Origin of the sequence: Streptomyces sp. Edi2 (assembly GCF_040253635.1) — a bacterium.
Lineage (GTDB): Bacteria > Actinomycetota > Actinomycetes > Streptomycetales > Streptomycetaceae > Streptomyces.
On record NZ_JBEJGX010000003.1, the window covers coordinates 4,455,123 to 4,478,359 of the forward strand.

At 70.9% G+C, this 23,237-nt stretch carries 20 protein-coding genes; 7 read left to right on the top strand and 13 right to left on the bottom strand.

What is annotated here, in order from left to right; all coding sequences use genetic code 11:
* The first annotated feature begins 111 nt into the window (after positions 1–111).
* Positions 112–936, top strand: a complete 825-nt coding sequence (locus ABR737_RS23000) for a maleylpyruvate isomerase family mycothiol-dependent enzyme (protein WP_350251996.1) — start codon at positions 112–114, stop codon at positions 934–936.
* A gap of 149 nt (positions 937–1,085) precedes the next feature.
* On the opposite strand, the gene ABR737_RS23005 is transcribed toward ABR737_RS23000, so the two are convergent.
* The 3 genes from ABR737_RS23005 to ABR737_RS23015 form a co-directional block, all read right to left on the bottom strand.
* The gene (locus ABR737_RS23005; protein ID WP_350256895.1) at positions 1,086–2,339 is read right to left on the bottom strand and encodes an MFS transporter; all 1,254 of its coding nucleotides are present in this window, start codon (positions 2,337–2,339) and stop codon (positions 1,086–1,088) included.
* 107 nt (positions 2,340–2,446) lie between these two features.
* Positions 2,447–3,130: a GntR family transcriptional regulator gene (locus ABR737_RS23010; RefSeq protein ID WP_350251997.1), complete on the bottom strand. Its 684-nt coding sequence runs from the start codon at positions 3,128–3,130 to the stop codon at positions 2,447–2,449.
* A 212-nt stretch (positions 3,131–3,342) separates the two neighbouring features.
* Positions 3,343–4,227, bottom strand: a complete 885-nt coding sequence (locus ABR737_RS23015; protein WP_350251998.1) for a GNAT family N-acetyltransferase — start codon at positions 4,225–4,227, stop codon at positions 3,343–3,345.
* 208 nt (positions 4,228–4,435) lie between these two features.
* On the opposite strand from ABR737_RS23015, the gene ABR737_RS23020 reads away from it, so the two are divergent.
* A complete protein-coding gene (locus ABR737_RS23020) occupies positions 4,436–4,612 on the top strand; it encodes a hypothetical protein (protein WP_164993005.1) in 177 nt (58 codons plus the stop codon).
* A gap of 66 nt (positions 4,613–4,678) precedes the next feature.
* Here ABR737_RS23020 and ABR737_RS23025 read toward each other — a convergent pair whose 3' ends face one another.
* The 4 genes from ABR737_RS23025 to pdhA all read right to left on the bottom strand — a co-directional run bounded on the left by ABR737_RS23025 (position 4,679) and on the right by pdhA (position 9,143).
* Positions 4,679–5,101, bottom strand: a complete 423-nt coding sequence (locus ABR737_RS23025; RefSeq protein ID WP_350251999.1) for a VOC family protein — start codon at positions 5,099–5,101, stop codon at positions 4,679–4,681.
* Positions 5,102–5,401: 300 nt separating this feature from the next.
* Entirely contained in the window at positions 5,402–6,916 is a 1,515-nt protein-coding gene (locus ABR737_RS23030; protein ID WP_350252000.1) for a dihydrolipoamide acetyltransferase family protein, read from the bottom strand.
* A 23-nt stretch (positions 6,917–6,939) separates the two neighbouring features.
* Positions 6,940–7,923: an alpha-ketoacid dehydrogenase subunit beta gene (locus ABR737_RS23035; protein ID WP_350252001.1), complete on the bottom strand. Its 984-nt coding sequence runs from the start codon at positions 7,921–7,923 to the stop codon at positions 6,940–6,942.
* A 2-nt stretch (positions 7,924–7,925) separates the two neighbouring features.
* Complete coding sequence (gene pdhA / locus ABR737_RS23040) at positions 7,926–9,143, bottom strand: pyruvate dehydrogenase (acetyl-transferring) E1 component subunit alpha (RefSeq protein ID WP_350252002.1); 1,218 nt, start codon at positions 9,141–9,143, stop codon at positions 7,926–7,928.
* A gap of 328 nt (positions 9,144–9,471) precedes the next feature.
* Here pdhA and ABR737_RS23045 point away from each other — a divergent pair, with 328 nt between their 5' ends.
* From ABR737_RS23045 to ABR737_RS23055, 3 genes are all read left to right on the top strand, one after another.
* Entirely contained in the window at positions 9,472–10,131 is a 660-nt protein-coding gene (locus ABR737_RS23045) for a response regulator (protein ID WP_129295375.1), read from the top strand.
* 111 nt (positions 10,132–10,242) lie between these two features.
* Complete coding sequence (locus ABR737_RS23050; RefSeq protein ID WP_350252003.1) at positions 10,243–10,659, top strand: pyridoxamine 5'-phosphate oxidase family protein; 417 nt, start codon at positions 10,243–10,245, stop codon at positions 10,657–10,659.
* Between the two features lie 52 nt (positions 10,660–10,711).
* Positions 10,712–11,755, top strand: a complete 1,044-nt coding sequence (locus ABR737_RS23055) for a phosphotransferase (protein ID WP_350252004.1) — start codon at positions 10,712–10,714, stop codon at positions 11,753–11,755.
* A 17-nt stretch (positions 11,756–11,772) separates the two neighbouring features.
* Here the strand turns inward: ABR737_RS23055 and ABR737_RS23060 are convergent, their stop codons facing one another.
* On the bottom strand, positions 11,773–13,383 hold the full coding sequence (locus tag ABR737_RS23060; protein WP_350252005.1) for a protein kinase domain-containing protein: 1,611 nt from the start codon (positions 13,381–13,383) through the stop codon (positions 11,773–11,775).
* Between the two features lie 313 nt (positions 13,384–13,696).
* On the opposite strand from ABR737_RS23060, the gene ABR737_RS23065 reads away from it, so the two are divergent.
* Positions 13,697–15,394, top strand: coding sequence for a protein kinase domain-containing protein (locus ABR737_RS23065; RefSeq protein ID WP_350252006.1), 1,698 nt, complete (start codon positions 13,697–13,699; stop codon positions 15,392–15,394).
* A 195-nt stretch (positions 15,395–15,589) separates the two neighbouring features.
* Here the strand turns inward: ABR737_RS23065 and ABR737_RS23070 are convergent, their stop codons facing one another.
* From ABR737_RS23070 to ABR737_RS23080, 3 genes are all read right to left on the bottom strand, one after another.
* Positions 15,590–16,147 (bottom strand): bacterial proteasome activator family protein, encoded by a 558-nt coding sequence (locus ABR737_RS23070; protein WP_328385773.1) that lies wholly within the window; start codon positions 16,145–16,147, stop codon positions 15,590–15,592.
* A gap of 173 nt (positions 16,148–16,320) precedes the next feature.
* Positions 16,321–17,256: a hypothetical protein gene (locus tag ABR737_RS23075; RefSeq protein ID WP_350252007.1), complete on the bottom strand. Its 936-nt coding sequence runs from the start codon at positions 17,254–17,256 to the stop codon at positions 16,321–16,323.
* A 153-nt stretch (positions 17,257–17,409) separates the two neighbouring features.
* Positions 17,410–18,387, bottom strand: coding sequence for an NAD(P)H-quinone oxidoreductase (locus ABR737_RS23080; RefSeq protein ID WP_350252008.1), 978 nt, complete (start codon positions 18,385–18,387; stop codon positions 17,410–17,412).
* Positions 18,388–18,900: 513 nt separating this feature from the next.
* On the opposite strand from ABR737_RS23080, the gene ABR737_RS23085 reads away from it, so the two are divergent.
* On the top strand, positions 18,901–20,010 hold the full coding sequence (locus ABR737_RS23085) for a potassium channel family protein (RefSeq protein WP_350252009.1): 1,110 nt from the start codon (positions 18,901–18,903) through the stop codon (positions 20,008–20,010).
* A gap of 274 nt (positions 20,011–20,284) precedes the next feature.
* On the opposite strand, the gene ABR737_RS23090 is transcribed toward ABR737_RS23085, so the two are convergent.
* Positions 20,285–22,171 carry a molybdopterin molybdotransferase MoeA gene (locus ABR737_RS23090; protein ID WP_502964356.1) on the bottom strand — a complete coding sequence of 629 codons (1,887 nt, stop codon included), beginning with the start codon at positions 22,169–22,171 and terminating at the stop codon, positions 20,285–20,287.
* Positions 22,168–23,226 (bottom strand): DUF6457 domain-containing protein, encoded by a 1,059-nt coding sequence (locus ABR737_RS23095; protein WP_350252010.1) that lies wholly within the window; start codon positions 23,224–23,226, stop codon positions 22,168–22,170. Before ABR737_RS23095 ends, ABR737_RS23090 begins: the two co-directional genes overlap by 4 nt.
* Between the last annotated feature and the right edge of the window lie 11 nt (positions 23,227–23,237).

Genomic DNA, 23,237 nt, shown 5'->3' on the forward strand with positions numbered 1-23,237 from the left:
TTGGCAACATCGGCCTACGATGGTCACCCGAAAGCACTGCCGGGGTGCCCGTGCGCAGCGTAACTTAACTGCACAGACAGCAGCCCGCGTACGAACCGTCCGAGGGGTCCCGTGACCGTCCATCCCAGCCTTCAATCCTCCATCGATGCCTGGACTCACTCCATAGAAGCGATAACCGAGCTGGTCACTCCGCTCGTCGAAGGCGAGTGGAACGGGGCGACGGGCCTCCCAGGATGGTCCGTTCGCGATGTGGTCTCCCATGTCATCGGCCTGGAATGCGAAATGCTGGGTGACCCGCGGCCGATCCATACGCTGCCGCGCGATCTCTACCACGTGCGCAGCGAGTCGGCGCGACGCATGGAGGTGCAGGTCGACGTCCGTCGGCACCACACCGCGCCGGAGATGCTGAGCGAGCTCGAATACACCGTCATCCGCCGCTCCCGGCAGCTGCGCAACGAGTCCCGGCAGCCGGACGCCGTGGTCCGCAGCCCGCTCGGTGAGGACCGTACGCTGGAATTCGTGCTGCAGCAGCGGGCGTTCGACGTCTGGGTCCATGAGCAGGACCTGCGCCGGACCCTCAAGAAGCCCGGCAATCTCGACTCCCCCGGCGCGCATGTGACTCGCGATCTGCTGGTGAAGGCGCTGCCCGGCATCGTGGCCAAGAGGGCCCAGGCGCCCGCCGATTCGGCGGTGGTCTTCGATGTCAGCGGGCCGCTGGAATTCCTGCGCACGGTCCGCCTCGACGCCGAGGGCAATGCCACGATCGATGGCAGTGTCTCGCTCGGCCCGACCGTGACGCTCGCCCTGGACTGGGACACCTTCCACCAGCTGGCCTGCGGCCGGGTCCGCCCGGCGGCCGTCGCCGAACAGATCAAGATCGACGGCGACGAGGAGCTGGCCCAGGCGATCCTGGGCAACTTCGCCATCACGCCGTAGCGGGGCAGGGCCGGTGGGGCCCCTCACTCGATGCCCTGACCGTCGGCCGGCCACGAGCAGTGGGCCCCGGAGCGAGCCGTTTCACGTGAAACAGCCCTGTCCGTTCCACGTGAAACGGACCCGGCCGCCGACCAATCGACCGGCAGGCCTCATGCGGGCACGTGGACCGCTTCCACCCGGCTGACCACCAGCCGTTCGCGCTCGCGCCGTGCCGCGCGCCGCCGCAGCCGCAGGATCTGGGAGGCCCCGGTCGCTTCCAGGACGAAGATCGAGGCAAAGGCGATCCGGTAGTTGTCGCCGGTCGCGTCCAGCAGGACACCAATGGCGAGCAGAGTCGTCATCGAGGCCGTGAAGCCGCCCATGTTGACGATGCCGGAGGCGGTGCCCTGACGCTCCGGCGGGTTGGCGGGCCGCGCGAAGTCGAAGCCGATCATCGAGGCAGGGCCACAGGCGCCCATCACCGCACAGAGCACGATCAGCAGCCCCATCGGCGCATGATCGGCCGGCCAGCACAGGACCGTCGCCCACATCAGGGCCGTGGCGCCGGCGGTGCCCAGTGCCAGAGGCATCCGGGCGGCGTGGTGGCGGGCGATGAGCTGGCCGTAGATCAGGCCCACCGCCATGTTGGAGAGCACCACGAGGGTGAGCAGTTCACCGGCGGTACCGCGCGACAGACCCTGCGCCTCGACGAGGAACGGCAGCCCCCAGAGCAGCAGGAACACCATGGCAGGGAACTGGGTGGTGAAGTGCACCCACATGCCCAGCCGGGTGCCGGGCTCCCGCCAGGCATCCATGATCTGCCGGCGCACGAACCCCGTGCCGGTGTGCTCGGCGGAGGCGGGCGGCGGCTCGAAGCCCTTGGGGTGGTCCGTGAGGAAGAGCAGCAGCACGATCAGCACGACGATGCCGCCGACGGCGCTGGAGGCGAAGGTCGGGGTCCAGCCGAAGGTGTGCAGGAAACGGGCGAGGACGAGCGTGGAGATCAGATTTCCCGCCATACCCACGAGCGCGGCGATCTGCGCGATCATCGGGCCGCGGCGGGCCGGGAACCACCGCGAGCCCAGCCGCAGCACGCTGATAAAGGTCAGCGCGTCCCCGCAGCCGAGCAGCGCACGGGAGCCGAGGGCCATGGCGTACGACGAGGAGAGCGCAAAGCCGAACTGGCCGACGGTGTAGAGCACCACGCCGAGGGTCAGCACCTTCTTGGCACCGAGCCGGTCGACCATCAGACCGACGGGGATCTGCATCCCCGCATACACCAGCAACTGCAGGATGGAGAACGTCGACAACGCCGAGGCGTTGATGTGGAAGCGCTCGGCGGCATCCAGGCCCGCCACGCCGAGGCTGGTGCGGTAGGTGATGGCAACGAAGTAGACCGCAACGCCGATGCCCCAGACGGCCATGGCCTTACGGCCGCCGGGCGGGTCGGCAGGCAGCAGCCGGGCGGGGCCGCCGCCTATACCGGCGCTGCCGGATCCGCCGGAGCAGGCGGCACTTTCGGAACCACCGCTCATCGCACGTCCCCCTGCGCGAGGTGGCGGACCCAGCTGACGTGCCGCTGTACGACGTCGGTCGCGGCATCCGCATCCCCTGCGCGCAGGGCCTCAAGGATCTCCGCATGCTCGGTGATGTTCTTGGCGATCCGGTCCGGGTGGGCATGCATCACGGCGACGCCCATCCGCAACTGGCGGTCGCGCAGCTGCTCGTAGAGCCGGTCCAGGATCTGATTGCCGGCGCTGCGCACAATGGCGGCGTGGAAGGCGCGGTCGGTGACGGAGACGGCAGCCAGATCACCGGACGCGGCTTGCTCCCGCATCGTCTCCAGCAGCTCGGTCAGCTCGCCGACCAGCGCCTCGCTCACGGGCACCGCCTTGGCCGCGGCATGCTTCTCCACCAGCAGCCGGGTCTCGACGACATCGGCGATCTCCTGCGCGGAGACCGGCAGCACCAGCGCACCCTTCTTCGGGTAGAGCTTGATCAGCCCCTCGACCTCCAGCCGCAGCAGCGCCTCACGCACCGGCGTCCGCGACACCCCCACCGCGTCGGCCAGCTCGCCCTCGGTGAGGAGCATCCCGCCCTCGTAGTGGCGGTCCAGGACGGCGTCCTTGATGTGCGCATAGACCCGCTCGGCGGCGGGCGGCTGCTTGGCGGCGGGCTCCCTGGCAGGGGCGGTGGGCGTGGCAGCGGAGGGCATGCACACAGGATAGATACAACAGGTATGCGTCCGATACTTCATTCCGCGATGCGGACAGGGTGGGGTGGGGCGCGCGGGGTGGGGCGGAATGTCCGGGTGGGGGCGCTGCCGGAGTCGCGGCCACCTCGGAGGGGCGGCCGGGCGGCGGGCGCCCCGGCCCGGCCCGGCCACCCACGGTCCCGGCCACCCCGGCAGCCCCAGCCGCCGCGTCCTCAGCCCGGCATCCGCCCCTGGGCGATCAGCCGGTTCACCACCTGCGAATGGGCGGGGGCACAGCGCTCCCGCGCCTCCTGGCGGTCGAACCAGGCGAACTCGGCGATCTCCCGGCCGGGGACCGGCGCGATGTCATGGGGCCCGCCGGTGAAGCAGGTCATCCGCAGCCGGCGCCCGTTCTTGCCATGGGCCACGTCATGGATGACGAACGCCTCCGCAAGGTCCTCCACCGGCACCACCAGGCCGAGCTCTTCGCGGAGCTCACGTGACAAGGCCTCCCGCGCGGTCTCTCCGGGCTCGTACTTGCCACCGGGGAGATAGAACGTGTCATTCCCCCGCGTCCGCACGCTCAGCAGCCGCCCGTCGCGCACATGCAGCCAGCCCACCGACTTCAGCGGCGCCTCACGCTCCAGGGCGATCAGCGGATGGCCAGTCTGCTCGTCCGTCCGCCGTCCCTGCTCCGTGAAGCCCAGGTGTGTGAAGAAGCCCCGGGCCGTGCCGTTGCCCTCGAAGACCTCCAGGGCCAGCGCACCGTGCAGCGACGCCGCATGCTCCAGCAACTCCCGCCCGACGCCGCCCCCTTGGGCTTCCGGGGCCACCACCAGCCCGCCGACCCCGGCCCCGGGACCTGCCCCGGGACCGTCACCGCTGCCGTCCCCGGGCCCGCCGGGCAGCAGTCCGAGCAGACCGACGACGCTGCCCTCGCGTTCGGCCACCCAGTTCTCCGCCCGGACGAGGTCCACCTCACGGAGGATCCGGGCCCGTTCGCCCCGGTCCTCCCCGTCGAGAAAGGAATGCGCCCGCTGCACGGCCCGGTCCCACAGATCGGTGACCACGTCCTGGTCAGATGCCCGGTAACGCCTGATGATCATTTCGCTGCTCATTTCGCCGACCGTAGGCAGCACGGCCGACGGCCGCAAACCCTTTCCCGCAACGGGCCCGGCGTCTGCCGAAAGGGGTACCGGAAAGCCAGGCCGGGTCCGCCTCAAGGCTGACAAGAGTCCATACCTGCCGCGTACGGTCCGGCACGGATTCCATGGGTGAATAGAGGCAGGGAGCCGGGGAGGCTCCGACACCCAAGGGGAGTTGACCATGCAGCCCAGGACGAACGCCGGCCGCCGTACGCGGAACACCGTCGTGCTGGCATTGATCGTCGCCGGCCTGTGGGCGGGCGTCGCACTGACCCGCGGCGCCACGCACCCGGATGAATCCGCCCCGGTCGGGCCGGTGGCTCACTTCAGCCGCGCCGTGGAGCTCATCCGCGGCTGACGGGCGCCCGGTGCGCCGCGGCGCCCGCCAGGGGTGTCTCATCCGGCCTGACCGGGGAGATGCCCCCTACGCCTTCCGCGCCTCACCGCGATAGGTACCGAACGACCAGCGGTTGCCTTCGGGGTCCCGGGCGCCGAAGCCCCGCGACCCGTACCCGGTGTCGGTCAGCTCATCGGTGATCTCCGCACCGGCCGCTCGTGCGCGGGCACACAGCTCGTCGGGGTGCTCGGTGACCACGTAGGCACCGAACGTCCCCGGCCGCAGCGGCCAGCGGTCGTCGTCCGGGTCCTTGACGGAGCCGAGCATGATGCCGCCGCCTTCCGGCCAGGAGAGCTGGGCGTGCGCGACACGCTCGCCCTCGCCGTGGACCACGGTCTCCTCAAAGCCGAAGGCCTCCACCAGGAAACGGATCAGCCCCCGGGCGTCGTGGGCCCGCAGCGTCGGCCATACCTGGGGTGCGGGCGTGGTGTCGGACAGGTTCTCGGACATGGCCGCCGGACCTCCTGGATCGTTGTGCGCCCCTGACAGGCGCTGACCTCAGCATTCCTCGATGGTGTCCCGCATGAGCGGCTCGTCAAAGGTGAAGATCAGAGGAAGCCGCGGCGAGGGAAGTCCGCGGTGCCGGGCCGGTGGGAGTCCGGCCGGCCGGTATCCGGTGTACGCGCTGACGTACGGCCGGAGCGGGGACGCGGGGCGGGCGAGCGGAGGCTCGTCCACGGGGCCGGGGCGGCCCCGAGACGGCGTTTCACGTGAAACACCGCTCCGAACCGCCCGGTCCCGCATCCCGGCTCATCCCCAGGTGATCAGACGCTTGGGCCGTTCCAGCACGGCCGCGACGTCTGCGAGCAGCTTGGAGCCCAACTCGCCGTCGATGAGCCGGTGGTCGAAGGACAGCGCGAGGGTGGTGACCTGGCGCGCCTTCACCTTGCCCTTGTGGACCCACGGCTGGAGCTTGACCGCGCCGAAGGCGAGGATCGCCGACTCCCCCGGGTTGAGGATCGGCGTCCCGGTGTCGACGCCGAAGACGCCGACGTTGGTGATGGTGACCGTACCGCCGGTCATCGCCGCCGGGGACGTCTTGCCCTCGCGGGCGGTGGCGACCAGATCGCCCAGTTCCGCGGCGAGTTGGGGCAGTGTCTTGACCCCGGCGTCCTTGATGTTCGGGACGATCAGACCGCGCGGGGTGGCCGCCGCGATCCCGAGGTTCACGTAGTCCTTGAAGACGATCTCCTGACGCGCCTCGTCCCAGGCGGCATTGACCTCCGGATGACGCTTGATGGCCACGAGGAAGGCCCTGGCGACGAGCAGCAGCGGGTTGACCCGCAGCCCCGCCATGTCCGGGTCCTGCTTGAGTTCCTGGACCAGCTTCATCGTGCGGGTCACATCGACGGTGATGAACTCCGTGACATGCGGCGCGGTGAAGGCGCTGGTGACCATCGCCTGCGCGGTGGCCTTGCGCACGCCCTTGACCGGCACCCGCCGCTCGCGGGCGGCGGCATCGACGAGGCCGGGCTCGGCCGGAGCGGCCGCCGGGGCGGGGGAAACCGTCCCGGGAGCCTCGGTCACGGACAGCCCCGCTGCCGGGGTGGCGGCCGCATGGACGTCCTCGCGGGTGATCACGCCGTCCGGGCCGGTCGGGACGATCGCCGCCAGGTCGATACCGAGGTCCTTGGCGAGCTTGCGCACCGGCGGCTTGGCCAGCGGCCGGCCGGCATGCCCCGCACCCGCGCCGTTCGCGGCCGGAGCCACGGGAGCGGCCGCGGTGGCGGCGGGAGCGGCCGCGGTGGCGGCGGGAGCGGCCACCGGGGCGGCGGCCGGGGCGGCTGCGGCCCGTCCGTTCAGCTCCGCCTGGAGCGCGGCACGCGCGGGCTCCGGCTGGGCCGGCACCCCTGCCTGGGGCTTGCGCGCCCGGCGCTTGGTCGAGGACGGCGCGGCGCCGTAGCCGACCAGCACCGCCTGCCGACCCTGGGGCTCGGCGTCCTCCTCGGGGGGCTCGGCGGCCTGCTGCGCGGCCGGCGCCGCTGCGGGCCCGGCGCCGGGGTCGGTGTCCACGGAGATGATGACGGTGCCGACGTCGACGGTGACGCCCTCGCCGAAGTTCAGCTCATGCACCACCCCGTCGTAGGGAATGGGAAGTTCCACGGCGGCCTTGGCGGTCTCGACCTCACAGACGACCTGGCCATCGGTGACAGTTTCACCCGGCTGGACGTACCACTTGAGGATCTCGGCCTCGGTGAGGCCCTCGCCCACGTCGGGCATCTTGAACTCGCGGAAGCGCTGGGCGCGGGCGGTACTTGCAGTCATGGTTACGAACTCTCCTCAAACCCTCAGTACGCCAACGCACGGTCGACGGCGTCGAGCACCCGGTCCAGTCCCGGAAGGTACTCGTCCTCCAGACGGGAGGGCGGATACGGGGAATGGAACCCGCCGACCCGCAGGACGGGGGCCTCCAGGTGGTAGAAGCACCGCTCGGTGATCCGGGCGGCGATCTCCGCACCCGCACCGAAGAAGACCGGGGCCTCGTGGACCACGACCAGCCGTCCCGTCTTCTCCACCGAAGACTGCACGGTGTCGAAGTCGATCGGGGAGAGCGAGCGCAGGTCGACGACCTCGATCGACTTGCCCTCCTCGGCCGCGACATTGGCGACGTCCTGGCAGACCTTCACCATCGGGCCGTAGGCGGCCAGGGTGAGGTCGGAGCCGGTCCGGGCGACCCGGGCCTTGTGCAGGGGGTCGGGGATCGACTCGGTGTCCAGCCGCGACTTGTCGTGGTAGCGGCGCTTGGGCTCGAAGTAGATGACCGGGTCGTCGCCCGCGATGGCCTGCTGGAGCATCCAGTAGGCATCGGAGGAGTTCGAGGGAGAGACGATCTTGAGCCCGGCGACATGCGCGAACAGCGCCTCGGGGGACTCGGAGTGGTGCTCGACCGCACCGATGCCACCCGCGTACGGGATGCGGATGACGACCGGCACCTTGACCTTGCCCAGCGCACGGGCGTGCATCTTCGCCAGCTGGGTGACGATCTGGTCGTAGGCCGGGAAGACGAAGCCGTCGAACTGGATCTCGACGACCGGGCGGTAGCCGCGCAGCGCCATACCGATCGCGGTGCCGACGATGCCGGACTCGGCCAGCGGGGTGTCGATCACCCGCTCCTCGCCGAAGTCCTTCTGCAGCCCGTCGGTGACCCGGAAGACGCCGCCGAGCTTGCCGACGTCCTCGCCCATGACGAGGACCTTGGGGTCCGCCTCCATGGAGGCACGCAGCGACTCGTTGATCGCCTTGGCAATGGTGATCTTCTCGAAGACGGCCATGGTCAGTTCTCCTCCGCGGCGGCATCGGCGTCGGCGAACGACGCCTGGTACGCGGCGAACTGCGCGCGCTCCTCATCGACGAGCGCATGCCCGTCGGCATAGACATTCTCGAAGATCGCCATGTCGTCCGGGTCGGGCATGGCACGGACGGCGTCGCGGACCCGCTTGCCCAGGGCCTCGCTCTCCTCGTCGATCGAGGCGAGGTACGCCTCGTCGACCAGGCCCTCGGCCTCCAGATACGTCCGCAGCCGCAGGATCGGGTCCTTGGCCTCCCAGGCCGCCCGCTCCTCGTCCTCCCGGTACTTCGTCGGGTCGTCGGAGGTGGTGTGCGCACCCATGCGGTAGGTGAACGCCTCGATGAGCATCGGGCCCTGGCCGGTGCGCGCCCGCTCCAGCGCCGCCTTGGTCACCGCAAGACAGGCCAGTACGTCATTGCCGTCGACCCGTACGCCGGGGAATCCGTAACCGCTGGCGCGCTGGTAGAGCGGTACCCGGGTCTGCTTCTCGGTGGGTTCGGAAATCGCCCATTGGTTGTTCTGGCAGAAGAACACGACCGGGGCGTTGTAGACCGCGGAGAAGGTGAAGGATTCCGCGACATCTCCCTGGCTGGAGGCACCGTCACCGAAATAGGCGATGACCGCGGAATCCGTGCCGTCCTTCTGCACACCCATCGCATAGCCGGTCGCATGCAGCGTCTGCGAACCGATGACAATGGTGTAGAGGTGGAAGTTGTTGCTGTTGGGGTCCCAGCCGCCGTGATTGACACCGCGGAACATGCCCAGCAGGTTCGTCGGGTCGACGCCACGGCACCACGCCACACCGTGCTCGCGGTAGGTCGGGAAGACATAGTCGTCGTCGCGCAGCGCCCGGCCGGAGCCGATCTGAGCGGCCTCCTGACCCAGCAGCGAGGCCCACAGACCCAGTTCGCCCTGGCGCTGGAGGGTGGTCGCCTCGGCGTCGAACTTCCGCGTGAGGACCATGTCGCGGTAGAGCCCGCGCAGCTCGTCGGCGGAGAGATCGATCGAGTAATCCGGGTGCTCGACCCGCTTCCCCTCGGGGGTCAGCAGCTGTACGAGCTGGTCCTGCTCCGCCTGCTCGGGCCGACCGGATTTCCGGGTCTTGGCCGGGGACGCCTTCTTCGCCGACGTCGCCTTTTTGGCGGTGGTGCGCTTGCTGCTGCCGCGGGCGTTTCCCCGCTGCGCAGTGCCTTCCACGGTCACGTGCTGCTCCTCCGTCTGTCCGGCCCCCGGGGTCCGCCGGTGGCCGTATTGCGGCTCACCCGGTATCCGATACGGCGCACGGGGTGTGTGCGAACGCGGCCCGGATCCGGGTGGAACAAAGCTCCCGGAAGGTGGCCTGCTCATTGCACGTTACCCATTGTCAAAGCCGAAGTGGAAACGGCGCTGACCTGCGATTTTGCTTGGATTTCCAAGTAAACCGCGGAGGCTTGGAACAACTCCTGGTCACAGCGTTGCAGGCCGCCGGGACAACGGCACGTTATATCGCTGACCTGGAGCACGGGAAGGGTTGATGTGTGAGACTGGTGTGGTGCGCGAAGACGGAAAAATCACGGTATTCCTGCTCGATGATCACGAAGTTGTCCGGCGTGGCGTCCACGAAATGCTGTCGGTCGAGGACGACATCGAGGTGGTCGGCGAAGCGGGTACCGCCGCAGATGCCCTGGTCAGGATCCCGGCGACGCGTCCGGACGTGGCGGTGCTCGATGTCCGGCTGCCGGACGGGAGCGGTGTCGAGGTCTGCCGTGAGATCCGTTCGCAGGACGAGGACATCAAATGCCTGATGCTCACCTCGTTCGCGGACGACGAGGCCCTTTTCGATGCGATTCTTGCCGGTGCAGCCGGTTATGTCCTCAAGGCCATCCGGGGCAACGAACTGCTCTCCGCGGTACGCGAGGTGGCGGCCGGGAAGTCCCTTCTCGATCCCGTGGCCACCGCCCGGGTGCTGGAGCGGCTGCGCGACGGCAATACCGCGAAGGGTGACGACCGGCTGGCGAGCCTCACCGACCAGGAGCGCAGGATTCTCGATCTGATCGGCGAGGGGCTGACCAACCGCGCCATCGGTGAGCGACTTCACCTCGCCGAGAAAACGATCAAGAATTACGTCTCCAGCCTGCTGTCCAAGCTCGGCATGGAGCGCCGCTCGCAGGCCGCCGCGTACGTCGCGCGACGGCAGGCGGAGCGGCACTGAAACAGCCGGGCGCCGCCATGCCCGGCTCATGGCGATTCAGGACCATCGTCCCGGTCCGCCGGGGCTGCCGGTCCCTACTTGCCGACCGGACCCGCCCGGCAAGGTGGTGACATGCCCACCGACAACTACCGTGCCATCGACCTGCTGAGCCGCACGCCCTACGGGCGCGTCTCGGCCAGTCGGCGGGCGCTGCCCTTCACCACCGTCACCCGCCATCTCGTCCTCGACGGGCGGCTGGTCCTGCGGCTGCACCGCGGCTACGGCTACCACCAGGCCCTGGACGGCAGTGTGGTCGCCTACGAGGCCGACAACGTCAACAGCGGTGAGCCCGACACATGGTCGGTGCAGTTCACCGGCACCGCCCGGGTCATCGAGCCGACCCCCGCCGTGCGCGAGCTCTTCGGCCGCACTCCGCTGCTCGCCGACGGCGCCCCCTTCGACCCGGTCTTCCTGCGCATCGAGCCGGAGTTCGTGACCATGCACTGCCTCACCGATGTGCCGGTCTTCCGCTATGCGCACTCTGCGTAAGGCTTTCCGTCACACCCACTCCGACGGGCGCAGTTGATCTAACATCTGGCGCGTGCTGCGCTCATCTGTAGTCCGGACGGCGGCAACGCCCGACAAAGACACCCTCGGATCCCTGCTCCGCCACTACGCCGGCGCCGGTGCGCCGCTGTCGTGCGAACCCGTCGCCGAGGGCCTGCTCAACCACGGCTACTTCCTCGCCACCACCCGCGGCCGCTACTTCCTCAAACACCATCTCGACGGCGACCGCGCGGCCCTCACCCGCCAGCACCGCGCCACCCGCCGGCTGGCCGCGCTCGGCCTGCCGGTCGCCCCGCCCGTCGCCGACGAGGACGGCCGGACCGTCACCGTCCTCGACGGCCGCTGCTACGCCCTGCACCCCTGGGTCGAAGGCCGGCACCTGGGCGGCGCCGCACTGACCCGCGGCCAGTCCTGGCAGCTCGGCGCCCTGCTCGGGCTCGTCCACACCGCGCTGGAACAGGTCATGGCCGACGAGCCGCACCCGCCACGGCCGCCCTGCGCGGACGCCGGCGCCGACCCCGAGCGCACCTTCGAGACGATCGACGAGCTGCTGGCCCTGGCCCGCGGCGCCCGGCCGCGCACCAGCTTCGACGAGCTCGCCGAACACCGTCTGCTGGAGCGCCGGGCCCTGCTGGCGCGGCTGGCGCAGCACCGTCCGCCCCCCGGCGCGGAACCTCCGGCCGGCTGGGTGCACGGGGACTTCCATCCGCTGAATGTGCTCTACCGCGGCACGGAGCCGACCGCGATCGTCGACTGGGACCGGCTGGGAGTCCAGCCCCGTGCTGAGGAGGCGGTGCGCGCCGCCGCGATCTTCTTCGTCCGCCCGTGCGGCACGCTGGACCTGGCGAAGGTGGCGGCGTACGCGGGCGCCTACCGCAGCACCTGCAAGGCCGGCGCCGATGAGCTCGCGGCGGCCGTCCACCGGGTGTGGTGGGAGCGGCTGAACGACTTCTGGATGCTCACCTGGCGTTACCAGCTGGGCGACCGCCGCACCGATCCACAGTTCCCGGCGGCGGCCGCACTGGCCGTGTGGTGGACCCGCGAATACCGGGCCGTACGGGACGCCTTCACCGGCTGAACCGGGAAGGGCGCCGTTCAGCCGGTCGGACCGAGCGTGGTGTTGCCGTCCGCGCCGTTGCCTGCGGCGGCCCCGCCGTCCGCGCCGGCATTCGCGCCGCCATCGGCGGTACCGCCGTCCGCGGCGCCCCCGTCAGCGGTGCCGTCCGTGGGGCCGCCGTCGGACGTCCCGCCGGTGTCCGTGGGCGGCTCCGACGTCGGCGGCTGGGACGTGGGCGGCTGGGACGTCGGCGGCTGGGAGCTCGGCGACGTGCTGGGCTGCTCGGGCGGCGGCTCGCTGTACGTGCTGTCGTCCTCACCCGTGTTGCCGGGGTCGACGTCCGGGGTGCTCGGTTCCTCCGAAGGCTGCTTGCTGGCCTTGTCGTCCTTGGTCGGCTTCGGCGACTGCGTCGTGGGGGTCTCGTGCTTCTTGCCCTGACCACCGGTGTTCTGCATCGCGAAGGCCACACCCATGGCGATGGCGATCACCGCGAGTGCCGCGATCAGCCAGATCTTGCCGCGGCCGCCCTTGGCGGGCCGGGGCCCGCCGTCGAAGCCGCCGTCGTCGTCCCGCATACCGGAGGTCAGAATCGGCTGCGCCGTGGTCTGCCCGGCGTTGGAGTGCGGCAGCGCGGTGGTGGCCGCGGCCCCCAGGGAGGAGGTGTGACCGCCCTCGTACGCCGCGACCGGACCGGTGCTCCAGGTGCCGGTGTGACCGCCCTGCTCGTGCAGCATCTGCAGCGAGTACTGGACCAGGCCGCGCATCTCCTCGGCGGACTGGAACCGGTCGTCGGGGTCCTTCGCCAGCGACCGCATGACCAGGCCGTCCAGCTCCGGGGGCACCACGTCGGCGACCTCGGACGGCGCCACCGGCATGTCCTGAACGTGCTGGTAGACGACCGACAGCGGGGTCTCACCGGTGAACGGCGGCCGCAGGGTGAGGAGTTCGTAGAGCAGACAGCCGGTGGCGTAGAGGTCGGAGCGGGTGTCGACGGTCTTGCCGAGCGCCTGCTCCGGGGAGAGGTACTGAGGGGTGCCCATGACCATGCCGGTCTGGGTCATGGTGGAGGCGGCGCCGTGCAGGGCACGGGCGATACCGAAGTCCATGACCTTGACGGCGCCGCTGTTCGTGATGATCACGTTCGCGGGCTTGATGTCACGGTGCACGATGCCGTGCTGGTGGCTGTAGGCCAGCGCCTCCAGCACACCGGAGACAATGATCAGCGCCTGGTCCGCCGGCGGGGCGTCGGCGTTGAGCAGCAGATCGCGGATGGTGTGGCCCTCGACCAGCTCCATCACGATGTACGGCACGGTGTTGCCGCCGACCAGGTCCTCGCCGGAGTCGTAGACCGCCACCACCGCGTGGTGGTTCAGCCCGGCCACGGACTGCGCCTCACGTGTGAAGCGGGCCTTGGAGACCGGGTCCTCGGCGAGGTCGGCGCGCAGCAGCTTCACGGCGACGGTCCGGCCGAGACGTACGTCCTCGGCCGCGAACACCTCCGCCATTCCGCCGCGGCCGAGCCGTCGCGTGAGCCGGTAGCGGCCATCGCCGACCAGCCCGCCGTTGCCCCACATCTCCGGTGCGTCGGGGATATTGGAGCCGGTGGCGTCAGGATCGGACGGGCCCTGGGGGCTCTGCGTCGGTGCCATCGGTCCTCGCCGTCGAATCAATCCGCATGAGAGCGGTAAGGTCATCGGTCTTCGCTAGAGCACGCTACAGGCTCCGCGGCACTCACCGGTCCGTCGTGGACCGGCCAGGAAACCTGCCGGGCGCCACGTGCCGCAAGTTCACCTGGGGTAATGAGGCACGGAACACTCTCCTGGCCGTGACGGGATCTTGCACATCTGGTCACGGAACGGGCACACAGCTTGACGTGTCCGAGGCCTGGGGCAGACTTGGCTGCGGAATTCCAGATTTTGATCGCTATACATGTGCGTATAGCGCCTAGGGGGAAGCGGAACGATGAGCCAGGACGGCGCTCAGGGCCAATTCGAGGGCCGTTCGGTCGGCGGAGGACGTTACCAGCTTCGTGATCTTCTGGGCGCCGGTGGCATGGCCTCCGTGCACCTCGCTTACGACAGCGTGCTGGATCGCGAGGTCGCGATCAAGACACTGCACACCGAGCTCGGCCGTGAGCAGGCCTTCCGCGAGCGCTTCCGGCGTGAGGCCCAGTCCGTGGCGAAACTCACGCACACCAATATCGTCTCGGTCTACGACTCCGGCGAGGACGAGCTCGACGGCGGCATGGTGCCGTACATCGTCATGGAGTACGTCGCGGGCCAGCCGCTGCGCTCCGATCTGGACAACGACATCGCCCAGCATGGCGCGATGCCGACGGACAAGGCCTTGAAGATCACGGCCGATGTGCTGGCCGCGCTCGAGGTCAGCCATGAAATGAGCCTGGTCCACCGGGACATCAAGCCCGGCAACGTCATGCTGAACAAGCGTGGCGTGGTCAAGGTCATGGACTTCGGCATCGCCCGCGCCATGCAGTCCGGCGTGACGTCCATGACCCAGACCGGCATGGTCGTCGGCACTCCGCAGTACCTGTCGCCCGAGCAGGCGCTCGGCCGGGCCGTGGACGCCCGCTCCGACCTCTACTCCGTCGGCATCATGCTCTTCGAGCTGCTGACCGGCCAGCTGCCGTTCGACGCGGACTCCCCGCTCGCCATCGCCTACGCCCATGTCCAGGAAGAGCCCCCGGTCCCGTCGAGCATCAACAGCTCGCTGCCGCCGGCCGTGGACGCGCTGGTGGCCCGCGCGCTGAAGAAGAACCCCAACGAGCGGTTCCCCACCTCCGAGGCGATGCGGGACGAGTGCCTGCGGATCGTCGGATCCGGGCAGTCCGGCGCGACGCCACTGATCATCGGCGAGGGCCCGCGGGCGCGCACCAGCGGCGCGTCGGTCTCCTCCGCGGTGTTCCCCGCCGCCTCCGGCAACCCGCATACCCCGGCCCCGCCGAACGTGCAGCAGCCGTATCAGCCGACGCAGGCGGTCGGCTTCGGCCCGTCGACGCCCGCGCCGCCGAACAACACCTACCCGACGCCCCCGCCGCCGAACAACGGCTACCAGACGCCCGGGCCGGGTCCCGTTCCGGGGCCGGCGCCCTTCAACTCGGGTGGCTTCCAGCCGCCGCCGTACAGCCCGCCGCCCGTGACGGCCTCGATGCCGCCGGCCCCCGCCCGGCGCAAGAACAACAGCGCGGTGATCGTCGTCTCGGCGATAATCGGCGTGATCGTGGTCACCGCGATCGCGATCGGCATCGGTCTGAGCGCCGGCTCGAGCGAGACCACCGGCGGTGGCGTCGGCCCGTCCTCGGCCTACTCCGACGACAACGACCTCACGACGGCCCCGCCGACCCAGATCGTCAAGCCCGAAGACAAGTCCTTGACGATCCTGATGTCCGAGTGCACCAACCCGAGCAAGAGCTACAGCGAGAAGGGCAAGATTCTCGTCCCTTCGTTCCGCTTCAAGAACCTGGGCTCGGTGAAGAAGTGCATCGAGGCCGCGGGCTGGAAGTACAAGATCGTCGCGCACGAGGACAGCGCGCTCTGGGGTAAGAACACCGTCACCAGTCAGACGCCTACCGCCTACAGCTACTGGCTCCCGAGCAAGACCGACCCCATCGAGCTGACCGTCTCCACCGGCCGCAGCGGCTGACGGCGGTCGCAGACGGCGACGGCCCGCCGGGGCCTCCCGTGGACAGCAAAGGGGCCGGCACGCGCACAGCGTGCCGGCCCCTTCTGTCGGTTCCGCGCGTGGTGCACCGGCTCCGGCGTGGCGGTCCTGGGACAGCGTGAGAAGTACAGCCCGAGTGATGAGCAGTCGGGCAGGGGATCAGAAGTACGGCCCGAGTCAGAGGTACGGGCCCGAGCGGGCACCGCCCTGGCCGGGCTTGCCCTCCTCGCCGTCCATCGGAACGGCACCGGGCGGCAGTGCACGACGCATCGACTCCAGCTGGGCGCGGGCAGCCATCTGCTGGGCGAACAGTGCGGTCTGAATACCGTGGAAAAGACCCTCCAGCCAGCCCACCAGCTGAGCCTGGGCGATCCGCAGCTCCGCATCCGTCGGCACCGATTCATCGGTGAACGGCAGCGACAGCCGCTCCAGCTCCTCGACCAGCTCGGGCGCCAGCCCGTCCTCCAGCTCCTTGACCGAGCTGGCGTGGATCTCCTTGAGCCGGACCCGGCTCGCCTCGTCCAGAGGCGCGGACTTCACCTCCTCCAGCAACTGCTTGATCATGCTGCCGATGCGCATGACCTTCGCAGGCTGTTCAACCATGTCCGTCACAGGGGTCTCACGGGGCTCGTCACCTTCGCCCCCGCCACCGGAGCTGCCAAGTGCCATGCCGTCCGGGCCGACGACCAGGACGTGCGGATTTTCCTGCGACCGTTCATTCATCGGCATATCCATGCCGCCATTCTCTCGCACAAGGGGTCATGAAGGGTGGTGCCCCTGAGAGAAGGTGATCCACCCTTCCGGGCGGGCTCGGCTGCCGTTGTTTCACGTGAAACAACGGATTCCCACCGTTTCACGTGAAACCACCGGCAAAGCCACGGACAGGACCGCCAACCGAGCGGCCGGCATCAGCTCCGGCGCAGACGAAGGGCGAAGAAGGCCAGACCCAGGCCCGTGAGCGCGAGGCCGGCGCCCAGCGGAAGGACCCGCTCGACCGGTGCGTCCGGGGATTCCAAGGCGTAAGGGTTCGCCGTTGCGGCCGCTTCATCCTGCGCGCGTTCCGGTACCGAGCGCGCCTCCTCCGGGGCGGTAGGGGACGGGAGCGGCGGCAATGCCTCGTAGGGGCGCTGAATGAGCCGGTCGGCGACATCGAAGCGACGCGAGGGCGACGGCCGTACCGGGGTGCTCTTTGCCGCATGGGAGTCGGATGCCGCGGCCTTGGGGTGCTTCGGCACCGGGGTGCGCGGAGCGGGCCGGCGGTGTGCGCGGTCGGCGTCCGGAGCGTTCGCGCCGGCGGTCGGCCCGTGATGACCCGCCCCCCGGAAGCCCGCACCGTCGTAGTCAGGTCCTGGGAAGGGGTACGACGGACCGTCCGGCCCGATGAAGGCAGGGCTGAACGGGTGATGCGGGCGGTGGTGCCACCGTCCGGGCTCGCGCGGCCCGCCGAAGTGGCGGTGCGACGGCCGGTGGGGGAAGCGCGGGAAGGCGTCCGGCATCCCGGGGAAGCGAGGCGACAGCTCCGGGAGGCGCGCAGGCGCCCCGGGACGGCCGGGGTGACCATGGTGGCCCCGGCCAGCTCCGTCACGGCGGCCGTCGAACGGACGACGGTCGGCAGCGAAGTAGTCGGGCTCGTAGTCGTCGGGCCCGTAGTCGTCGGCTCCGGTTTCGTCCTGCGCATAGTCGTCGGGCTGATCGCCCGGGCGGGCGAGGTGCGGGGGGTGGTCGACCGGTGTGACCCGGCGGTCCGCAGCCGCCGCCGAGGTGGCTCCTATCGGAACGGGCAGGACGACGGCGGCCACCAGCAGACCGGTGGCAATGCGCGAACGGAAACCTGGAGCGACCACATGCCCCTCCCGTGCCGAGCCGTCGGGTGACCTCCTCAGAGTCACATGTGATGAGATTCACGGCATCTCGGACATATCAGGCGGGTTACCTGACGGACGCAGAAGGGGCAGGCCCAGGCAGCGAGGGTGACGGGAGGGGGTGGCCGGATCGGCTCAGAGCGTCAGCACGACCTTGCCGACGTGCGCACTCTCCTCCACGATGCGGTGCGCCTCGGCGGCCTCGGGCATCGGGAGCGCACGGTCCACGATCGGCCGCACCTGCCCGTTACCGATCAGCGGCCAGACATGCTCCCGGACGGCAGCGACAATGGCCGCCTTCTCGTTCAGCGGGCGGGCACGCAGCCCGGCGCCGGTGATCGCGGCGCGCTTCGCCATCAGAGCAGCGAGGTTCAGCTCCGCCTTCACCCCGCCCTGCAGCCCGATGACTGCCAGCCGTCCGCTGACCGCCAGCGCCTTGATGTTCCGCTGCAGATATTTCGCACCGATGATGTCGAGGATGACGTCCGCGCCCGTGCCATCGGTGGCCTTGCGGATCTCCTGGACGAAGTCCTGCTCGCGGTAGTCGATGAGGATGTCCGCGCCCAACTCGGCGCAGCGGGCCAGCTTCTCGGGGCCGCCGGCGGTGACCGCGACCCGCGCGCCGACCGCCTTGGCGAGCTGGATCGCCATGGTGCCGATGCCGCTCGCGCCACCGTGGACCAGCAGCGTCTCACCGGGCCGCAGATGCGCGATCATGAAGACGTTCGACCAGACCGTGCAGGTCACCTCGGGCAGCGCGGCGGCCGAGACCAGATCCAGGCCGTTCGGCACGGGCAGCAGCTGCCCGCCCGGGACGGCGACCTTCTCCGCGTATCCGCCGCCCGCCAGCAGCGCGCACACCTCGTCGCCGACGGCCCAGCCGTGCACGCCCGGACCGAGCCCGATGATCCGCCCGGCACACTCCAGCCCCGGATACGGGGAGGATCCCGGCGGCGGGTCGTAGAAGCCCTGGCGCTGGAGCAGGTCGGCGCGGTTCACGGCACTGGCCACGACCTCGATCAGGACCTCGCCCTCCGCGGGCTGCGGATCGGGCACCTCCGCCCAGACGAGTGCTTCGGGTCCACCGGGCTCCGGGATAGTGATCGCTCGCATGGGCGCGAGGCTACTCGCCGTCCGCGCACAGGGCGACGGTGCGGGGGCCCACGACTACCGCCGGGTCGGCCACCGGCGCCCGGATGACGTGCGGTTATTCCGCCGTCCGGGGCACCGGGGCAGCGCCTGGGCGGGGGCGGCGGGGGCTTGGGTGGGGCGGTGGTGCTGGGCGTGCTCGGGGGGGGCGATGCCGGGCCCTGTGCCGCGCGGGGTGCCGGGCCGTGGTGAGCCGCGCTTGGGCCCCGGCTGCCTTCTCCCGGTACGACTTGCCACTCCACCGGGTGAGCGCCCCGGCATCACCCCACACCCGCCCCGCTGCCGGCGATATCAACGCTCCGTGATCACCACCACAGCTCACCACAACTCGCGCCTTCGCCGGTGCGGCGGAGTTCTGCCGCCGGTTGCCGACTCCCGCCGCGGCCAGGCACGCAGGGTGCCCGGATCGAGGAGCATGGGAGGCATGTCTCCTTCGCAGACCGTCTCAGCCCAGACCGCTCCGGGAGCGCCGGCCGGATGAGCGACGAGCAGCAACCGCGCCGCGGGACCGGCAGTTCCTCCGTCCTCCGCTCCCTCTGGTCCCGCACCCGGACCGAGGCCAAGGACGACACCGAGGCCGGCCGCTCCATCGTGATGCCCGCCCAAGGCATGGCGCCGCCCCTTCAACAGGTCCTGCGGCGGCTGGTGATGGCGCTCGGCGTACTGGCCCTCACGACGCTGCTCGTATGGCTCGACCGCGACGGATACCGCGACAGCGCCCACCAGAACGTCGATTTCCTCGGCGCGGCCTACTACGCGACGGTCACCCTCTCGACCACCGGTTACGGCGACATCACCCCGGTCAGCGATGGCGCACGGCTGACCAACATCCTGGTCATCACCCCGCTCCGCGTGCTGTTCCTGATCATCTTGGTCGGCACCACGCTCGAAGTCCTCACCGCGCGCACCCGGCACCAGGTACGCATTCACCGTTGGAGGTCCCGCATGCGAGATCACGTCGTCGTCATCGGGTACGGGACAAAGGGCCGCCACACCATCGAGACGCTGATCGGTCAGGGCGTCCCGAAAGAGCAGATCGTCGTCGTCGACCCGCAGAAGACCGTCGTGGACGCCGCCAGCAGTGACGGCTTCGTGAGCGTTCACGGGGACGCGACCCGCTCCGACACGCTGACCAGAGCCGAGTTGCAGCGCGCCGCGCGCGTGGTCGTGGCCACCCAGCGCGACGACACCGCGGCCCTCGTGACGCTGACGGCACGGCAGCTCAACACGCACGCCTCGATCGTGGTGGCGGTCCGGGAGGACGAGAACGTACCGCTGCTGAAGCAGAGCGGCGCCGACATGGTCATCACGAGTTCCAGCGCGGCGGGGCGGCTGCTCGGTATGTCCATGGCCAGCCCGTACGTCGGCACGGTCCTGGAGGATCTGCTGACCTACGGGAGCGGGCTGGACCTCGACGAGCGACCGGTGACCAAGAGCGAGGCGGGCCGCTCGCCCCGGGAGCTCGGTGACCTGGTGGTGGCGGTCGTACGGGGACACCGGGTGCTGAGCTTCAGCGATCCGCAGGCCGCGACACTCGAACTCACGGATCGCGTGATCACCATCCGGCAGGCGGTGCCGAGCAGCTGACGTATGCGCGGCACGGGTGCGCGGTAGAGGGCGCGCGGCAGGGGGTGTGCGTGGCAGAGGGCGCGCGGCAGGGGGTGTGTGAAGGGGGCGGAGGGGAACGGGGCCGCCAGGCCGAGCGGGGAGGCCGGGCACGCCGGGTGGCCGGGCTCCGCGGATGGCCGGGCCCGCCCCACGGCCAGCGACGTGACGGCAGAGCGGAACAGACGGCAGGGCCCAACGGACGGCGAGCGACGTGACGGCCGGCGGAACCAGCGGTCGGCCCGGTGCCCGTTCCCTACCCGTCCCCCAGGGCGGTCCAGCCCGTCGATGAGCCCGGGGACCAGCCCGCGGACGACCCGGCCGACCAGGGAAGTTCCAGGAGTTCGAGCTCGGTGCCGCGCTCCGCGCCACCGGGCGGGACGACGGCCAGTGCATCTGCGGCGGCGATTCCCCGCAGCATGGCAGGGCCGTGGAAGTGCAGCGGCACCGCCATCAGGCCCTGCCGTTCGTCCTCGCGGTAGGCCACCGGAACGAGCCGGGTGTCCCGCGGATGCCCGTGGACCGGGGCGGCCAGCGGCGTCTGGTACGGCGCGGCAGGAAGGCGGGCGGCGAGCGTACGGAGCAGCGGTTCGGCGAGCGTGACCAGTCCGGAGACGGCGGCGAGGGGATTGCCAGGCAGGCCGACGAGATGCCGGTGCGGGGCGAGGCGGGCGAGCAGCATGGGGTGCCCGGGGCGTACCGCGACGCCGTCGACCAGCACCTCGGCGCCCAGCCGGCGCAGGGTGGGGTGCACATGGTCGCGGGGGCCCGATGCGGTGCCGCCGGTGGTGATCACCACGTCGGCGGTGGACTCCGCAATGGCGGCGTACAGGGCGTCGGCGTCATCGGCGAGATGGCGTGGCGCGGCCGCTTCGACGCCCAGGGCATGCAGCCACGGCGCGAGCATCGGGCCGAGCGCATCCCGGATCCGTCCTTCCTGCGGCAGTCCGTGGTCCAGCAACTCATCGCCCAGCACGAGGACTTCGGCGCGCGGCCGGCGGTACGCGGTCAGCTCGTCGTAACCGGCCGCGGCGGCCAGACCGAGCACGGCAGGGGTCACCAGGGCACCGGCGGGCAGCAGTTGGTCGCCTCGGCGGCACTCCTGACCCCGCGGACGGATGTCCTGACCGGGTGGCGCGGGCCGCGGTGCGTACAGCCGCCGACCGCCGTCACTCAGCTCACGGACCTCGCCGTGCTCGCTGCGCAGCACGGCGGTGGCACCGGACGGCACGCGCGCACCGGTGGCGATCGGGATCGCATGTCCGTCGCGGAGCGCCTGAGTGGGTGCCTGGCCTGCGAGGATGCCGGGAGGGGGACCGGCCTCGGATGCGCCGGCGGGGTGGTCGAGACGCCAGGGGCCGGGGCCGGACACCGCCCAGCCGTCCATCGCCGAGGTGTCGAACGACGGCAGATCGGTGAGCGCGGTGAGGGGCGCGGCGAGCGTACGGCCGAGCGCGTCGCCGAGCGCCGAGGTCGCGGGCTCGGGTGGACCGGCCGCGGCGCGCTCGGCGATGTGCCGGGCGGTGTCCCATGGGACGGCGACCGGAGCGGGACGGGAGCGGTGGCCGGCGGGAGGCGGGGGATCCACGGGGGCTGCGGGGTCTACGGGGTCTACGGGGTTTTCGAGGCCGTTGGGTCCGATGGGGTCAGAGGTGCGAGAGGGGCCAGGGGCGCAGGAGGGCTTGGAGGAGCGGGAGCGCCCTGAGGCGCGGGAGGGCTCCGAGGCAAGGGAGGGCTCCGAGGCGCGGGAGGCGCTGCCAGAGGAGCGGGAGCGCCCGGCGGAGCGTGAGGCGCCGTTCCCGGCGGCCATGGGGTCGTCGAGGGAGAAAGGATCGTCCGGTGTGTAGGGGATGTCGTTGCTGCCCCCGGTAGCCGAGGAGTTGGCTGCCGCGGCCTCGCGGGGGGCATACGGCGCCCTGCCGGTCGTGGCCCCGGCCCCGCCGCCCTCGGCACCGGGCGGTACGCGCAGCGGCACCGTCGCGTTGGCCAGCGCAAGCGCCTCTTCGAACGGGTCGCCACGCCCCTCGTCCGCCGCCGCGCCCCGTCCCCTGCCCACCGTGCCGCCGGGCTCGCCGCCGAAACCCCAGCCGAAATCGCCCTCGAAGTCCGCGTCGAAGGCCTTGCCGAACTCCCTGTCGGTCATTCCGCGGGCTTCGTTTCGGCACCCGTGCCGCCGCCGGCCTCAGCCGAACCAGCGGACTCCTCGGCCTCCGCCGCCCAGCGGTTGGCCAACGCGGTGGCCCGTTCGGTCAGCTCCTGCACGTCCCGGCCCTGTTGACCCGCCGCGTAACCGATCAGGAAGGTCGTCAGCGGTGCGGCCGGCCGGGCCACACCGTGCGCCGCGTCCCGCGCGAGATCGAGAAGCGCCGCCGTGTCGACATCGAGCTCGATGCCCAGTTCGGCCTTGACTGCGGTGATCCATTCGTCCAACACGTTTCCATGCTCCCTGATACGGGCGCGTGCCGCGCTCAGGTCTTCCCAGGTGTCGCAGTCGAAGGACGCCGCGGCCGTGGCGTCCGGGACCCGTTCGAGCCGCAACCCGTTCACCAGGGCACGCAGCGGCAGCCCGGCCAGAGTGCCGTGTCCGGCCCGTACCCGCGCCAGCTCACGGCGCAGCGACGCGGCCCGGTACGCGGCCACCAGCGGCTGGTCCCGTCCCGAGGCGTCCTGGAGCATCGCCCCGTCGCCGTAGGACGGGGCACCGCTGCCCTGCCCTACGGTTCCGCTGTCCGGCACGGCGTCGCCGTTGTCCAGTACGGCGGCACTGCTGTCCGGCCCGGCGTCGCCACTGTCCGACACGGCGGCGCTGCTGCCCGGCCCTACGGCACCGCTGCCCGCCCGAGCGGCACCGGGCGTTCCCGTCGCCGCTGCCAACAGCCCCTGCACGGTCGCGGCGGTCAGGAACGGGAGATCGGCGGAGAGGACGAGCACCGTCGGGGCGGTGGTGTGCCGCAGACCGGCGTCCAGCGCGGCGAGCGGACCGCCGCCCGGCGGGTCCTCGAGGGCCCGGACGACGGCGCGGGCGGTCGGGCGGTGCGGGCCGACGACGACGGTGATCGCGGCATCGGGGCAGGCGGCGAGCACCCGGTCCAGGAGGGGGCGAGCGCCGACGGACAGGGCGGGTTTGTCCGCCCCGCCGAGCCGTCGGGCCGCGCCTCCGGCCAGCACGATGGTGTCGTAGTCGGTAGGGGCGTTCACCCCTTGAGTAT

Coding starts and splice junctions, on each gene's coding strand:
- ABR737_RS23005 (WP_350256895.1), bottom strand. CDS start 2,339: ATGGCCGTCTGGGGCATCGGCGTTGCGGTCTACTTCGTTGCCATCACC.
- ABR737_RS23010 (WP_350251997.1), bottom strand. CDS start 3,130: ATGCCCTCCGCTGCCACGCCCACCGCCCCTGCCAGGGAGCCCGCCGCC.
- ABR737_RS23015 (WP_350251998.1), bottom strand. CDS start 4,227: ATGAGCAGCGAAATGATCATCAGGCGTTACCGGGCATCTGACCAGGAC.
- ABR737_RS23020 (WP_164993005.1), top strand. CDS start 4,436: ATGCAGCCCAGGACGAACGCCGGCCGCCGTACGCGGAACACCGTCGTG.
- ABR737_RS23025 (WP_350251999.1), bottom strand. CDS start 5,101: ATGTCCGAGAACCTGTCCGACACCACGCCCGCACCCCAGGTATGGCCG.
- ABR737_RS23030 (WP_350252000.1), bottom strand. CDS start 6,916: ATGACTGCAAGTACCGCCCGCGCCCAGCGCTTCCGCGAGTTCAAGATG.
- ABR737_RS23035 (WP_350252001.1), bottom strand. CDS start 7,923: ATGGCCGTCTTCGAGAAGATCACCATTGCCAAGGCGATCAACGAGTCG.
- ABR737_RS23050 (WP_350252003.1), top strand. CDS start 10,243: ATGCCCACCGACAACTACCGTGCCATCGACCTGCTGAGCCGCACGCCC.
- ABR737_RS23060 (WP_350252005.1), bottom strand. CDS start 13,383: ATGGCACCGACGCAGAGCCCCCAGGGCCCGTCCGATCCTGACGCCACC.
- ABR737_RS23065 (WP_350252006.1), top strand. CDS start 13,697: ATGAGCCAGGACGGCGCTCAGGGCCAATTCGAGGGCCGTTCGGTCGGC.
- ABR737_RS23070 (WP_328385773.1), bottom strand. CDS start 16,147: ATGGATATGCCGATGAATGAACGGTCGCAGGAAAATCCGCACGTCCTG.
- ABR737_RS23080 (WP_350252008.1), bottom strand. CDS start 18,387: ATGCGAGCGATCACTATCCCGGAGCCCGGTGGACCCGAAGCACTCGTC.
- ABR737_RS23085 (WP_350252009.1), top strand. CDS start 18,901: ATGAGCGACGAGCAGCAACCGCGCCGCGGGACCGGCAGTTCCTCCGTC.
- ABR737_RS23090 (WP_502964356.1), bottom strand. CDS start 22,171: ATGACCGACAGGGAGTTCGGCAAGGCCTTCGACGCGGACTTCGAGGGC.